Raw genomic sequence first — 15,682 nt, 5'->3', positions numbered from 1 at the left:
TTATGCCTCCTCAAGCGTAAATGATGGTGTTGGTGTCGATGATTCTAGTAACAAAGCCTGCAAACATTCAGCCCAACCCTTGGGCCCATAATGCTGGCTTTGCATGGTTTTGTTGGTGGTCATGATTTTTGGGAAAGTATGAGTCGGAGATTTAATTTGAATCGCAACATCAGCTGCTTCTAACATGGCGCTGTCATTGCCACTATCACCCAATGCAATGGTTTGTACACTGGTTTGATATGCATCGGCATAAACTTGGGCTAACCAGTCCATGGCGCGGCCTTTATCGGTATGACCGCCCACGTGTAAAAAGCGACCGCCTTGTAGCATATTGGCGCCTAGGCTATTCATATGCTTAATAAAGGCTAGTTTGCGATTAACATCGGCTGTCCATAGCACAGGCTCTGAATAATGCCTTACCAGTGCTAGTGTTGCTTTTTCTTCTGATAAATCTGTTAATTCACATAACTCTTGCGCTGTTAATGTGGAAAAACCAATATAGTCATTGCTAAACTCACTCGCCTCAGTCTCCAATAGCTGTAACCAATGTTTTCTTGGTTCGCAAAACTCTTTTACCCAGTAATAACCTTGGGTAATGGTGTCAGCAGGTTGAGTGTCAAAATAACCGATGGGGATGTAAACCACCGCGCCATTTTCAGAGATGAAAGGCGAATTAAAACCTATTGTTTGTTGAATTTTTTCCATTTCAGCAAAGGTCTTGCTGGTATTAGGAATGATAGGGATCTCTTTTTCAACCAATGCCTCTATCACTTCAATTGCGCTCGAAAAGCTATAATCATAATGGTCGAGTAAAGTGCCATCCATGTCGGTAAAAATTAGCGGTCGTGTGATCATGTTTATTCCCTTCCTTACCCAAACAAAAAATTTCTCTGTTTAAAACGTTTCAGGTAATGTGCCAGATCGTCAAAGACTGCACTAAATTGGGTCAAACATGATTGTTAGCTATTGAAATAAATGATTAAAATTATTGCGCCAACATTTATAACAACTTCTGCTTGTAGGGGGTATTGTCATTTATTGCAGGGTTTTAAATCACGACTCGCACCACAACAGTGCAAAAGTTACACGTTCTGGTTCTCGGTTATTTGCTCAATTAAATAGAAATTCGGGCTGAACTCAAGCATTTTTGAGGGTGATACTACTAGGCAATATACTGGCCATAACAACCTGCTCGAATTTCTTAATAGCTCATTAATGACGTTGATAAAACAGCAACAGATTTGACTTCCCCGCCTTGCTAATTCACTCAGATTTTTATAATGCCCCCATTTGAAACAAACCTTGTGAGGATTTAATCCATCAAAAGCGAGTTAGGACTTCAGTCGAAATCCATTATATTCCTTTCTGCCGACAGGCATTAAGTTGGTAATGAGGGTGTTTTAATTCTACTTAAACATGCTTATCCACTCCAAGGAACCTCATTACTGCTTTCTTAATAAATCCAATTTATCTAACTAAAACGCATTATTACAGCACTTGCTATCAGGTAACCTTACATGTTGAGAAAATTATTCATTTGTTCAGTTCTTTTTAGCCAAGTCGCACTAGCAGATAAGGATGATGAGTACTTTTTCGATCCCGTTGACGGTCAATTCGACTTAGGTCATCACCTCGCTGAAAATGCTTACGGTTTCCTACCCGTTCCTATTTTAATTACCGAACCAGCATTAGGTTATGGCGGTGGTGTTGCAGGTATTTTTTTACATGAGTCAGAACAAGAGAAAGAAATCCGCAAGCAAAAAGCACTTGAATCAATAGATGGTGGCGCCAACTTAGTCCCAGCTGCAATAACCGCAGTTGGCGCTATAGGCACTGAGAATGGATCATGGTTTGCATTTGCAGCACATCGTCAATCATGGAAGAAAGACAGTATTCGCTATGTCGGCTTAGGTGGAGCAGGAAAGGTAAACTTTGATCTTTATTCTGATTTAGGTGGTTTGTTGCCATCAGATAATCCATTTAGCTTCGACACCCAAACAGAAGCTATGCTCATCAGCCAAAAAGTATTATTCCGCGCCGCAGATACACCGCTTATGTTGGGTATAAAACAATACTGGTCTCAATCGAGTATTTCATCATCTAATGAAGCCGTAGACTGGATTTTTCAGCGCATGCTAGGCCGAGATAATACCACTTCAGGTTTAGGTATAGTCGCTGAATACGATACTCGTAATAACATCTTCTACCCAACTGATGGTTATTCTATTTCTGCAGAGTATATGAGCTACAGTGACAAATTTGGCTCAAATTATAACTATGATAGCCTTTCTGTGAGTGGCGAAAATTTTTGGCCGGTCGCGGATAAATGGACTTTAGCTGTTGCAGGCGATTACGAAGCTCTTTATGCCAAAGACGACACATTACCGCCAACAGTTAAGCCATATGTGGATCTTAGAGGTATTTCAGCTTTTCGTTATCAAGGCGATCAGGTTGCCACATTACAAGCACAGGTCATGTATAACATCGACAATCGTTGGACGATATCGGGCTTCTATGGTGCCGGTCTTGCTTACAATGATGAAGTGGTGGATTTATCTGAACAAATAGACAATAAAACCAGTGAAATAGTAAGCGCATACGGAGTGGGATTTCGATATCAAATTGCCCGCAGGTATGGGATTCACCTTGGTTTAGATATGGCATTTAGTAAAGAAGAAAACGCCCTTTATGTGACGATGGGCAGTGGATTTTAAAAAACAGCAATATCCCTTTAAGTAAAACACTGATATAAACTTGCGCATAACAATTAAAGTCGCGAATAAGTCACTATGACCTTTTGTGATGCGCTAAATATTAGACGCTAAATAACACGACCTATGCGCATTGTGCCGATAAATAGACTTTATTCTTACCAGAAAATTTAGCTTGGTAAAGCGCATCATCAGCCTGTTTAACTAAGGTGGTTAAACTCGTTACGTCATCCTTTAAAACGGCAACACCTAAGCTAATGGTGAAATCGACACTCTGATCTTCAAATTGAAAGGATTGTGATGCGATACCATTACGGAGTCGATCTGAAATACTAAAGCCTTCTTCCTGAGTGGTGTCTTCGAGAATGATTAAAAACTCTTCCCCACCAATTCTTCCAACTAAATCATGTTTTTTAAGCCAACTTTTTGTTCTCATGGCGGCAGCTTTGATTGCTAAATCGCCAATATGGTGACCATAACGATCATTGATCGCTTTAAAATTATCAATATCAAAAATAATGACAGCCGCAGGCTTTTGCTTTTTCCAGCATCGCTCAATGATCTTTTGGCCTTTCTGGAAGGTGTGGCCGCGATTTGATAACCCCGTTAAATAATCTGTCTGCGCTCGTCTTTTAAGTGTTTTTCTAGAGAAAAATAAAAATAATACAATGCAAACCAATACGATAAGAGTCACAAAGAATAGACTCATTCTGAGTTCATTAATTCTTTGTTTATCAGCAATTGAACTCCAGTTAAGTTCATTTATTGCCAGTTTATTGGCGAGTAGTTCATTTTCAAACTCTGCGACTTTAAAGTTATGGTCAAGTGATCGACTTACAACTTGATTTTCAACAATATCTTGACTATTTTTTCTTTCTATATCAATAACCTGAAACAGAAGGTTTGCAGCTAAAGTAGGCTTGTTATCATCTAATGCAATAATAGCGTCAGCTTTAAGTAGCATCGTTTTTTGGTTTGCTGGGAAATGATTATCTAACCTAAATATTCTTGCAGCATTAGCGGCTTGTTCAAGCTTACCATTTTTAAAATAAGCCAAAGATAAGTACAAATAATTGCTAGAAATAAAGTATTGTTCTTTAGTGGTACTGTTTAGTGAAACGGCACTCTCAAGATGAACAATAGCTTGATTATAATCATGAGTAAAAAGCGAAATGCGACCCGCATTGAGATGAGAAAAAAACAATAAATCTTTTGTTTCGTCTACCATTGCAGCTAAAGCAAACTGTGCTTCAATACTCTTATCAGCCTTATCCCAATCACTTAGCTTAATGGCTTCACTGAGCATGTTATGTTGCATATTAAACATGTCTTCAACGTCATTTACACTTTGCCAAGTTTGGTACGCTTTTTCAAAATTAACATAACCTTGTTGATGTAAACCAACACTGCGATACAAGCTGCCTGTCGCGTTGTAAATCATCGCTTTTCGATGAGTATTAATATTGTCGCTTTTATTAATAATTAACATGGCTTCATCAAGAAGCGATATTCCTTGGTAAACGTTATCTGGTTGGTTATAACAAAATGCATTTTGCGTTAACGTTTTAGCGAGTAATTCAGAATTATTATGTTGGCGGGCATAGATCAAAGCTTGCTTTCTATCTTCACAATAAACGGCAGGATCATTGGTTTTTAAATACAAAGCAAAAGAACGCTCTAAATGGCTATCAATAAGGATGTCACTAATAGGCAGATATTTGACCAGTGCGATGCCTTTGTCATAACTGGTAATCGATTTATTTAATTCACGATTTTTTTCATATACCTGACCATACAGAAAAAAAACCTTAGCTTGTTGTTGTGGTGTTAGCTCACTGTTAGCTATATCAAATTGATTTAATAGCACCACTCCTTCTTGTGGATTAACAGCTAAAACAGCAGATTCTAATATATCAAGAGTATTGGCAAATCCATTTATACTCATAAGAACCAGCGCACATCCCAAATAGACTCGCCAGATTTTCTTTGTAATAAAGTCCATATTAACTCAGCCTACATATCCTTTAGCTGCAACACTAACCTAGACTACCACAAAAAAACACCACGCATAAAACATAAAATACTGATTTAAATAACCTTTGTTACTTACTGTTACACTTTTAACGATATAAGAGTTAAGTATTACTTGTGACGTAAGTTAGAGGAGATATTAAGCTCCATTAACGGTCAAAATTCTTGATTCATTTTCTGTAAACATGACAATAGGATTTGTGCTTCTTCTGCTGAAACATGACGGGTAAGGTCATTCATTAGCTCAAGGTGTAATTGGTTATGTTGCCGATGGATTTTCTCACCGGCCTCAGTCAGTTCAACCACAGTCGAACGACCATCTTCAGGATGTGGACCACGTTCAATTAGGGCTAAATTAACCAATTTATCCACCTGAACAGTTAATGTTCCGGTGGTTATCCCTAGCTTTTGCGCCAACTCTTTCATCCTGAGTGCACCATGATGACCCAACACTTCAATGGTATGAGTTTGCGCAAGTGAATAGCCTGTTTCTTTAACTACAGATAGCTCCCAAGAAGACATCTTGTCGTAAAATTCGGTAATGGTTTGATTTAAATTTTCAATATTGCTCATTGAGTTAACTCATTGGGTGGACTTCGAGGGTCAGGTGATGAATTTTATCAAATTGACTCAGTAAGGTCTTATATTCAGTTACAGAAAACTCAGCTTGTTTTGCGACTAACGTTAATGCCGCTGAATAATGGTGGCCGCTGATCTTCCATATATGCATATCCTTAACGTCTGCATATGGCGCTAATGTCGCGATAATCTTGTCTCTGTACTGAACATCAATATTCTCATCGAGTAACACTGGGCTGGTTTGTTTCATTAAACCCAATGTCCATTTGGTAATCACAATGGCACCAACGATGCCCATCACAGCATCTAACCAATGCCAGCCGTAAAACTTGCCAAAAACCAGCGCAATAATCGCTAACACAGAAGTTAAAGCATCCGCTAAAACATGCATGTAGGCAGCACGTAAATTATGATCATGATGTTTTTCGGTATGAGAATGAGCATTATCTTTCTCATGGGAATGTTCGTGAGCATGATTATGAGAATGGTTGTGTACATGATCATCCGAATGGCTGTGCGAATGATCATGTGAGTGACTGTGTGAATGATTGTGCGAATGGCCGTGTGAATCGCCATGATCATGATGATGGTGCTCACCCAGTAAGAAAATACTGGCCACATTCACCGCTAAGCCAATAAATGCCACCATAATCGCTTCATTAAACTGAATGGTTTGCGGATTAAATAAACGGTGTACAGATTCAACCATCATTAATAATGCAACGATACCCAGTACTATTGCACTGGTATATCCCCCAAGGACACTGACTTTTCCAGGCCCAAATGAAAATTTATCAGTGTGGGCATGCTTTCTTGCGTAGCGATACGCAAACAAGGTAATGCAAAACGCGGCAGCATGGGTTCCCATATGCCAACCGTCAGCCAGTAATGCCATCGAGCCAAAAACAGTACCAGCAATAATCTCCACCACCATAGCCGTCACGGTCAAGATTAAAACATACAAGGTTCTTCTTTCACCTGAACTTTGCTGAGCACAAAAATCATGTTGATGTTCGGTAGTAAATTGCACTTGGGCACCTTTAGTTTGACTGTCAAAGTATTATTTTAAAATACCTTGATAATCAAACTAAATCAATTTCATTAGGGCTAGTTAATGAGGTTAAAGCATACTTCTAATCATACTTTACAAAGTAAACAGCTGTTTTTTAACAATGGTCTCAGGAATGAGCTTTTAAAAGTCGATTTTTGCTTGAAAAATATCCTGACAATCTTTACACTGCAGCTGTCTTTGGGGAGTAACTTGCCACTCATTTAAACAGTCTTTAAATAAGTCGGTTTGTTCGTCAACATAATTGATGCACATCATCATGGCGTTCAAGACTCAGTGCCAACTGAGTTTAGTGAGACCATAGACAATGATCGCAACCCGAGGTGGGGAGTGAGCATTGTCTTAGGTTAATCACAATCCCCGCCTCCAAAAGAGTATTCTGTGAGTGTATTAGCGATTTCCATTACCACTGTCGCATTAGCCGAAATTGGTGATAAAACCCAACTGTTATCTTTACTGCTAGCTAGCCGCTACCGTAAACCTATACCTATTATTGCCGCCATATTCTTAGCCACGATTGCCAATCATGCTTTAGCGGCATATTTAGGTGTAGTCATCGCCGACTACCTTTCACCTCAGTTATTAACTTGGGTACTCGCAATCAGCTTTTTAGCCATGGCAGCGTGGATACTAGTGCCTGATAAGCTCGATGATGATGAAAAAATCTCCAACAGAGGCCCCTTTGTTGCCAGCTTTATTGCTTTTTTCATTGCTGAAATAGGCGATAAAACCCAAATAGCCACCTCCATTCTTGGCGCTCAATACGCTGATGCCTTAGCTATGGTGGTGATAGGTACCACTATCGGCATGCTGCTCGCTAATGTCCCAGTAGTGATAATTGGAAAGCTATCCGCAGATAAATTGCCATTGGCATTAATACGTAAAGTAACAGCTTGCTTGTTTGTACTATTGGCTGTTGCAAGCGTGTTAATGTGAGCACCATGAAAGTAAACATGCCCTAGAAAATAAAATTTTCGTCTTTTAATCATGACTTCGCCTTATCAGTATTAATAATCTTTATGCTTATCAGGTGTCAGTCATGATTAATAACAATCGGGATAAATAAGTGATCAGATATTGCGTAGGGAAAATCGCTTAGAACAAGGCAGGAATTGCAGCTAGTTGCTCTACCTACAAAATTTCTAACGAAGTTATAAGCGATTTTAACCAGTAAAAGTGAGCACATTCTTATGCTAATTGTATAATATTATCAGTTTCAAAATTTGCCCTTTGTTCAATGTGTAACAGCTGCATTAGCGGCTAAAAATAATGGCGATTAAATAGGTGTAATTAGTGAGAAATTGAGTCTGATGCGATCATTGAATACATCGAAGATGAATATGGCTCACTTGAGCAGCAAGTTACCAATGAGCAGCGCGAATTAGGCCGAGCGTGGAGTTACTTGAGCTCTAAACACTATTTAGTGCAATGCGGCACTATGCGCAGCAAAGATCAAACGACACCTGAAGAACGTTTAGCCTAGTTAAATACAGCCTTTCAGAAAGCGAAAGTCTGCCACTTTCCAGCTAACCATTTCTCATGCCTACTAGTCGGCCAAAGAAATTAGATAAGCCCACAGTCTTACGAACTCTTTCGGCCCACATAGCCCCGAGCACAAAACCGATAAGCGTCATTACTGGTACTGTAAACTCCCCCATTTGTCCTTCGCTGCTATAAACCAGCACAAGGCCTATAATGGTGAAAAGTAGTGTCGGAGACATGGCAACAGAAAGCCATAATAAGCAGTGAACAAATTGAGCGACAAACTTCATTATAATCCCTTAATGATGTGTAAATCCTTTAATATTAATACCTTAAGCTATTTTTGAGTTCTAGACCACCATAAAGAATGACACGTATACCCACTAAGTATAAGTTCTGGAAACACCAATTGAATCAGCTGGTTATTAATATTTCAAACAACCAGCTGTAATAAAAATCCCTTTAAGATGCCTCGTTAACTAACTTCCCTTGATCGGCTCATTAATAGCAGATTCATTCACAAACGGAACTGGCGCGAAACTGTCACCAAAGTCCTTATCAAATTCAGCTTCATCCACTTTTACCCCTTTGATACGCTCAACGACCATGTAGTTTACTGGCACCATAATAAGGGTAATGAAAGTCGCGAAAATAATACCAAAACCAAGTGATATCGCCATTGGGATTAAGAACTGCGCTTGGGTTGATTGCTCTAATAGTAGCGGCATTAAACCAATAAAGGTGGTTAAACTCGTTAACATGACGGGTCTAAATCGCTTAGCTCCAGCAGTCAAAACGGCTTCCACCAGCTCAACACCTTCAGCGCGTTTTTTATTAATAAAATCAACCAATACTAGCGAGTCATTTACCACTACGCCCACCAGCGCCAACATCCCTAAAATACTGAATATGGTCAGCGCTGAGCCCATGATCCAGTGCCCTATCACTGCACCGATTAATCCAAATGGTATAACACTCATGACGATAAACGGCTGCACATAAGACTTAAACGGAATCGCCAATAAGCTGTAGATCATGAAGCACACGAACACTAAGCCCCATTGAAGCGAACCAAAGCTTTCACTTTGCTCTCTTGCTTCACCTTCCAGCGAATGACGCACACCAGGATATTGCGCCACTAATCCATCGAGATAGGTTTTAAGATCCGCCTGCATCACCGTCATATTGGTATTGTCTTTATCCACATCAGCAGTGACATTAAGCACCCGATAGCGATCGATGCGTTTAATGGTCGACGGGCTTTTTCCTGAAGTCATTTTAGCAACATGGCCAAGTGGCACTTGCGCACCTTGGCTGGTAGTGATTAAGACTTTTTCTAAATCAGCTAATGACTGTCGCTCATTCAGCGGCAAACGCACCATGACCCGAATATCATCACGTCCACGTTGAATACGCTGCACTTGCGAGCCAAAATAGAAACTGCGTATCTGATTTGTCACTTCTTCACGAGTGAAACCCAGTGCTTTACCTTGTTCGGTAAGCTCAATTAATAGCTCCTCTTTACCGTTAGATAAACTATCAGAGATATCAAACACCGTAGGATAATTCGCTAAATGCGCTTTCACTTGGTCTGCAATTTCACGCAATGTATCCAATGAATTGGCACTTAGCTGCACATCAATCGGATCGGAACTTCGGCCAATTTCAGCACGATAAGTCACTGCTTCAGCGCCAGGAATGTCGCCAACCATTCTTCGCCACTCAGCTAATAGTTGCCCAGAGGTAATGTCCGACTCACGCTTTTCTGGTGGGGTGATTTCAAATCGAACACCACCTGCATTTGAGGTGCCGCCGCGGCCACCCGTGGTTGCTAGAATATTTAAGATAATGCTTTCATTGGTGGCTTCATCAATATATTTATCCTGCAAAATCTTAGCTTTTGATGCGATGGAAATAATATGTTGATTAGTCACTTCAAACGGCGTGCCTGCTGGCATTGTTAAACTAAGGCGTACGGTTTCGCTAGGAATACGCGGGAAGAAAGTAAACTTGGTCCAGCCTGTCATGATCAAAGCAATAATAATGATCAGCATTCCGGTAAATAAGCTTAATGTCGCCGCTTTATTTTTTAATGCGATACGCAGAAACGGTTGATAAAACTTGATAATCGCTCGCTCGAAACCATCAGCAAAGTTTTGCTGAAACTTTTCAAAACGATTCTGTTTTTGATTCTCGTGGCGCAGTTTGATGTTTTTAAGATGCGCAGGTAACACAAATTTAGACTCGATCAACGAAAATAGCAGTACAGGAATGACTACGATGGCAATTTGGGCAAAAATAGCCCCGCGATTGCCCTCAATAAACAACATAGGTAAAAACGCTGTGACTGTGGTTAAAATACCAAAGGTCACTGGCGCAGCCACTTCTTTAGCGCCATTAATCGCCGCCATTTCACCGTTAGGGGCGGTTTTTAAATGGCTATAGATATTTTCGCCAGTGACAATGGCGTCATCCACCACGATACCCAACACCAATATAAACCCAAATAAGCTCATGACATTCAATGAAACATTGAAAAACGGCATGAAGATAAACGCCCCCATGAACGACACAGGAATACCAATAAACACCCAAAACGCAATTGAAGGCCGTAAGAATAAGGTCAACAATAACAAGACTAATATGCCGCCTTGCATGGCACTGCCCATTAGCGTCGAGATACGGTTTTTAACGATTTCAGAATCGTCATCCCAATAACTCAAGCTGTAGCCTTCAGGCAAATTATCTTGGCGGGAGTTGATATAGCCTTTTACTTTATCGGCAACATCAATCGCACTTTGCTGACCGATTCGATATACATCGATAAATGCTGCTTGCTCGCCATTAAATCGAGTTCGCACTGGGGTTTCTTCAAAACCATCTATCACATTAGCAACATCACTAAGGCGAATAATGGTGCCGTCCGATGCGGTTTTAATGGCAATATTGGCAAATTCATCTTTGTAATACGCTTGGCCCTTTGAGCGTAATAAGATATCACCGCCTTGGGTTTTCAAGTTACCTGCAGAAATATCGGTACTAGAGGCATTAATCGCTCTGGCTATTTCACTTAAAGTTAGTTGATATTGTTGCAGCTTATCTTGTGGCACTTCTAGGGTGACTTCGTAATTACGCACACCGCTTAAATCCAGCTGGGTTACACCATCTAAGCGCAGCAATTCATCACGCACCACTTCGGCAAATTCTAGCGTTTCTTTCTCGCTGTATTTACCTGTTACTGTCACCGCAATGACTTCTCGTTTACGTTGAGCTAATGCGATAACCGGTTTTTCAGCATCAGCCGGAAAAGTATTAATTGAGTCAACTCGACTCTTAATATCAGCTAGTAATTCACGAGGATCATAGCTGCTTTCAACTTCAATACTGACACTTGATGAAGCCTCTGAAGAGGTCGAAGTTATTTTTTTAATGCCTTCTAGATCTTGTACCGCTTCTTCGACTCGAATTGTCACCCCTTGCTCAACATCTTCTGGTGTTGCACCGCGAAGTGAAATATTCACCGATACGACTTCAGAGTCCACACTTGGGAAGACTTCCAGTGGAATACGTGTCGATAACGAACCCAGTCCAATCACCAACAAAAACAGCATCAGCAAGTTGGCAGCGACATGGTTTTTAGTAAACCAAGCTATCATTGTTGCGCCTCCTTACTCTTGGCCATCCTTTCGCCTCTAGCTGGCTTATCTTTGTTAGCATTTTCTGGACGGTTTTCAGATGATGGTCTCATTGGCTTTGCCGCCCCAGCTATAGAAACAGGTGTACCCGAGCTCACTTGGCCTAATGAAGTGGTAACCAAGTTATCATTAGCTTGTAACCCTGATGAAATCACGGCATCTTGGGTGTTTCTCCATAAGATGGTGACTTCTTTGCGCAGCAGTTTTCCATCCTCTACCACATACACATAGCTACCTTGGTAGATTGATTTTGTCGGGATAACAATAGCGCCTTTCAATACTTTCCCCTGAATTTTAGCCGTTAAATATTGGCCTATTTTCAATGGCATTTGCTTATGGCTTTGGTAACTAAATGGCTCATCAATTTGCGCCACCACATAAAGCTGCTGTGAACTACTGTCAATCGCACCTTCGGTACGATCAAGCTGACCTTGCCAGCTTTGCGACCCAATTAAATCTGATTCAAACTGCACTGGTGCAACGGCTTTTTTGCCTTGCTCCGGCAAGTCAACTAAGGCTAAATCTTTGTTGTTAATTGGCAAGCGGATTTCAACATAGTCAGTGGCATAAATCGTAGCGAGTGCAGCATTAGTCGACACCACTCGCCCCACATCAACGTTTTTCTCTAAGATTCGGCCATCAAAAGGGGCGACAACTTTAGTGCGCTCTAGGGCCAGCAAAGCTTTATCAAGCTGTGCCTGATTAGATAACATCGATGCCTGCGCCGCTGCTAACTGAGGCTGGCGTAATACCAGTTCAGTGGGTTCACGGCCATTACCTAAACGTTTCCAATCAATTAAAGCTTGTTCAACACGCGCTTGTTCTTCTTGCAGCCCTTGTCGTGCTTGCAATAAACCTGCTTGGGTAATTTTCACTTCGGCAAGATAATCTCGGTCATCTAGCTGCACCAAGATATCGCCTTTTTTAAAGAAGCCACCTTCACGAAACTTAGAATTAATAGACAAAATCTGCCCAGAAGCTTGAGTCACCAAAGAGCTTTGAGTGCGAGGTTTTACCACCCCAAAACTACTCACCTCAATTTGATAATCTTGTAACTGGATTTGCAGAGCTTCGACAGTTACGTTGCTTGACGGCTTTTTACCACCACGTTTAGAGGCCGGTGGGTTGCTAGTAATTAACGTAATAGCAATGACGACAGCAGCAATGATGGCAACAGGAACAAGGTATTTTTTATTCATAATTATTTTCAACTTGAGTTACACCTGCATCAAGATCGCCGCCTAACGCTAGGTGCAATTGAATCCGGTTTGCAATGATTTGATTTTTTAGATTGATCACAGAGGTTTGCGCCACAAACGAGCGAGTTTGTGCATCCAATACCGTGGTATAGCTTTCTAGCCCGACTTGGTATTGTTCAAATGAGAGTGTTTCTGCCTGTAGTGCATTATCTTGAGACTTGAGTGTCGCTTGATACTGCAGCTGTAAGCTAGCATCTAAGTCGAGAGCGTTTTCAACATCCTCAAACGCGCCAAATAATGTGATGAGGTATTGCTGCTCTTGTTGTTTTAAAATCAGCTTTTGCTGCTCAGTTTGGGCTTTTAAGCGTCCGGCATTAAAAATAGGCGAAGTCAGCCCAGCAAAAACAGACCAAGAGCTAAAGTCGCCATCGAATAAGTTAGCAAAGTCACTGTCACTACTACCGACACTGCCGCCTAAACGTAGCGATGGGTAACGTTGTTTTTGGGTATAAGCCACTGTCGCATCTTGAGATAACAACTGATACCAAGCCCCTTGCAATGAAGGTTTGCGCTTTACTAGCTCACTCGGAATACCAATTTTGATGCCTTCAGGTAACAAAGGTAGCTGGGCGTTCACCATCAACTTAGCGGCAGGATAACCACCCAATAATCGTTCTAACTTACGAATATCAGTATTTAACTGACTGCGCTGACCATGCAGATTAGATTGTTCGTTGTAAAATTCGTTTTGAGTTAAATACACATCAAGCGCAGTATTGAGACCTTGGAAATATCCAGACTCAATAATCTCAAAGTTTACTTTAGAGTTTTCAGTACGGCGCTCATATAATTTAACCAACTCTTGCGATGTCACCACTTGATAATAAGCGCTAACAACATCAGCAACGAGGTTATCTCGCGCTTGCTGATAGTTGGCTTCTGCGGTTAATAAATTGAGTTTGGTCTCTTTAGCACTGTCGGATAACTTGCCCCAAATATCAATTTCATAATTTAAATCGAAACTCAGGCTATTAGTGCTAGTTTCAGTGTCATTATTACCATTACGCCCTGAATTTAACGACCCAGTTAATTCAGGCCAGAATTCTGAGTCACTGACCGTGAGCTGCTGCTTTTTAACTTCGACATCCAAAGCTAATTGAATTAATTGTTGATTACGGTTTAGCGCGATACTTGCCAGTTCTAACAATTGATCCGTTGCAATAGCCTCAACCCAAGGTTTGTTTTCTTTTAAAGCTTGAGCACTGGTATACCAAGTTTGAGGCAGCTCAGGTTTAACCTGTTGTTCATCTAAATATGTCGGACTGGTGCAACCGGCTAATGCACTTAAGGACATAGCAACCACCGCATAGGTGAGGTTTTTTTTCATTAACCGAAATTCCATGGTGTCATTATTCTTATGTTAATGATTCTAGAGATTTACACAGAAAACTTACATAGCTATATGTCAACTTTGCAAGGCTTTACAAAGCGGTAACTTAAATTATTGGGCTGGGTCACTTATTATCGTGGTGTTCAAATTAGCCATATAAAAGCAAAGTTTGAAACACGAGTGTAATACTCTTTAAAAACAATAAACTAACTACATAATACTGTGTAGCACTTCAAGATTGTTCTAAAAAATAAGACATCATCACTCTGAGACATACTTGCTTACACTCTCAATCAGCAATCCGAAAATAACAACATAATTGATACTTCAATACGTAATATCTAATCTCAAAACAACAGATTGACACTGTTCTCTTTCATATTGTTTAAGAGTTTGATGAGAAAATACGAGTAATCACTTCAAGACAGACTTTGAGATTTAATAGTGCTTTGTGGCCATAATGATGCAGGCCAAAATATTTTTGAGGTATAGATTTTGATTTGGAAACCAAAATCTTATATTCGTTGAAAATTAGCTAGGATACAAATGTCCTAGCCTGAGTAAAAAATTCTAATTCACTATGGGAAACAGCTTTGACTTTTTAGAGTGCGAGTTGGGCTAGTGAAATCCACAGGCAAACACGACGATCTAATTGTCGCTGGAAGCACTATAAATATAGCTTATGGGTTCAGCGACACTAATGCACAAATGCACAAATGTACAAATGATTAAAAATATAACTTGGGCTTACTTCATTGCCGCTTTTACATAAACATCAAAACGATTTTTCTTCTGCGCTAATACCATGCTAGGTTTTACCCCATCTAAATCTTCTGCATAATCTGGACGTTTAACCACTACACGTTTTGTCGCTAATGCTTGGGCAGGTTTCAATAACCCGTCGGCATCTAAATCGGCTCCCACAAGGGTTTGAAACACGCGCATTTCTTTTTTAACTAATGCTGACTTTTCACGGTGTGGGTACATAGGATCAAGATAAACCACATCAATTTCATCGCCTGACTGTGCAGCAGCATCGGCCAAAGCTTCAATACTTGAACCATGAAACAAGCTCATGCGTTCACGCATCCATTCACCGATTTCAGCGTCTTCATAAGCGCGGCGCAGGCCATCTTCAAGTAAAGCAGCCACCACAGGGTGACGCTCAACCATGATGACTTTACAGCCTAGGCTTGCCAATACAAATGCATCACGACCTAAACCTGCAGTACCATCAACCACAGTCGGGGAAATACCTTGTTTCAAGCCAACCGCTTTAGCAATAGTTTGACCGCGACCACCGCCAAATTTGCGTCGATGAGCCACCGCTCCTGAGACAAAATCGACTTCGATTCCATCAAGTTTTGGCTCGTCACGTTTATGCAGGGTTAAGGTGTTTTGCTCGAAGCGTAATTCAAACTCAGCTTCTTTATCCCATACAAGACCCCAGCGTTTACTGATATCAACTAAAGATGGGTATTGCTGGTTAAAAAAAACAGGTATTTGCAAAGGATTGTCCAAGGCTC

General features: G+C 40.7%; 11 protein-coding genes. 2 read left to right on the top strand and 9 right to left on the bottom strand.

Annotated features, from left to right (window positions below):
• On the bottom strand, positions 1-855 hold the full coding sequence (locus L2735_RS11120; RefSeq protein WP_248984777.1) for an HAD-IIB family hydrolase: 855 nt from the start codon (positions 853-855) through the stop codon (positions 1-3).
• A gap of 662 nt (positions 856-1,517) precedes the next feature.
• Between L2735_RS11120 and L2735_RS11115 the strand changes: the two genes are divergently transcribed.
• A complete protein-coding gene (locus L2735_RS11115; protein ID WP_248984776.1) occupies positions 1,518-2,714 on the top strand; it encodes a BamA/TamA family outer membrane protein in 1,197 nt (398 codons plus the stop codon).
• A 121-nt stretch (positions 2,715-2,835) separates the two neighbouring features.
• Here L2735_RS11115 and L2735_RS11110 read toward each other — a convergent pair whose 3' ends face one another.
• The 3 genes from L2735_RS11110 to L2735_RS11100 form a co-directional block, all read right to left on the bottom strand.
• Positions 2,836-4,656, bottom strand: a complete 1,821-nt coding sequence (locus L2735_RS11110) for a tetratricopeptide repeat-containing diguanylate cyclase (protein ID WP_248984775.1) — start codon at positions 4,654-4,656, stop codon at positions 2,836-2,838.
• 242 nt (positions 4,657-4,898) lie between these two features.
• Positions 4,899-5,315 carry a MarR family winged helix-turn-helix transcriptional regulator gene (locus L2735_RS11105; protein WP_248984774.1) on the bottom strand — a complete coding sequence of 139 codons (417 nt, stop codon included), beginning with the start codon at positions 5,313-5,315 and terminating at the stop codon, positions 4,899-4,901.
• 4 nt (positions 5,316-5,319) lie between these two features.
• A complete protein-coding gene (locus tag L2735_RS11100) occupies positions 5,320-6,351 on the bottom strand; it encodes a cation diffusion facilitator family transporter (RefSeq protein ID WP_248984773.1) in 1,032 nt (343 codons plus the stop codon).
• 420 nt (positions 6,352-6,771) lie between these two features.
• On the opposite strand from L2735_RS11100, the gene L2735_RS11095 reads away from it, so the two are divergent.
• Positions 6,772-7,326: a TMEM165/GDT1 family protein gene (locus tag L2735_RS11095; protein WP_248984772.1), complete on the top strand. Its 555-nt coding sequence runs from the start codon at positions 6,772-6,774 to the stop codon at positions 7,324-7,326.
• A gap of 590 nt (positions 7,327-7,916) precedes the next feature.
• Here L2735_RS11095 and L2735_RS11090 read toward each other — a convergent pair.
• The 5 genes from L2735_RS11090 to L2735_RS11070 form a co-directional block, all read right to left on the bottom strand.
• Positions 7,917-8,162, bottom strand: coding sequence for a hypothetical protein (locus L2735_RS11090; RefSeq protein ID WP_248984771.1), 246 nt, complete (start codon positions 8,160-8,162; stop codon positions 7,917-7,919).
• 189 nt (positions 8,163-8,351) lie between these two features.
• The gene (locus L2735_RS11085) at positions 8,352-11,528 is read right to left on the bottom strand and encodes an efflux RND transporter permease subunit (RefSeq protein ID WP_248984770.1); all 3,177 of its coding nucleotides are present in this window, start codon (positions 11,526-11,528) and stop codon (positions 8,352-8,354) included.
• Positions 11,525-12,766, bottom strand: coding sequence for an efflux RND transporter periplasmic adaptor subunit (locus L2735_RS11080; RefSeq protein WP_248984769.1), 1,242 nt, complete (start codon positions 12,764-12,766; stop codon positions 11,525-11,527). The genes L2735_RS11085 and L2735_RS11080 overlap by 4 nt, the downstream gene beginning before the upstream one ends.
• Positions 12,759-14,153: a TolC family protein gene (locus L2735_RS11075; RefSeq protein ID WP_248984768.1), complete on the bottom strand. Its 1,395-nt coding sequence runs from the start codon at positions 14,151-14,153 to the stop codon at positions 12,759-12,761. Before L2735_RS11075 ends, L2735_RS11080 begins: the two co-directional genes overlap by 8 nt.
• Positions 14,154-14,903: 750 nt before the next feature.
• The gene (locus tag L2735_RS11070) at positions 14,904-15,665 is read right to left on the bottom strand and encodes a class I SAM-dependent methyltransferase (protein WP_248984767.1); all 762 of its coding nucleotides are present in this window, start codon (positions 15,663-15,665) and stop codon (positions 14,904-14,906) included.
• Positions 15,666-15,682: the final 17 nt, after the last annotated feature.

The sequence above is a fragment of the Shewanella olleyana genome (assembly GCF_023283825.1).
In the GTDB taxonomy this organism is placed as follows: domain Bacteria; phylum Pseudomonadota; class Gammaproteobacteria; order Enterobacterales; family Shewanellaceae; genus Shewanella; species Shewanella olleyana.
This window is presented reverse-complemented; position numbering and strand designations above follow the sequence as displayed.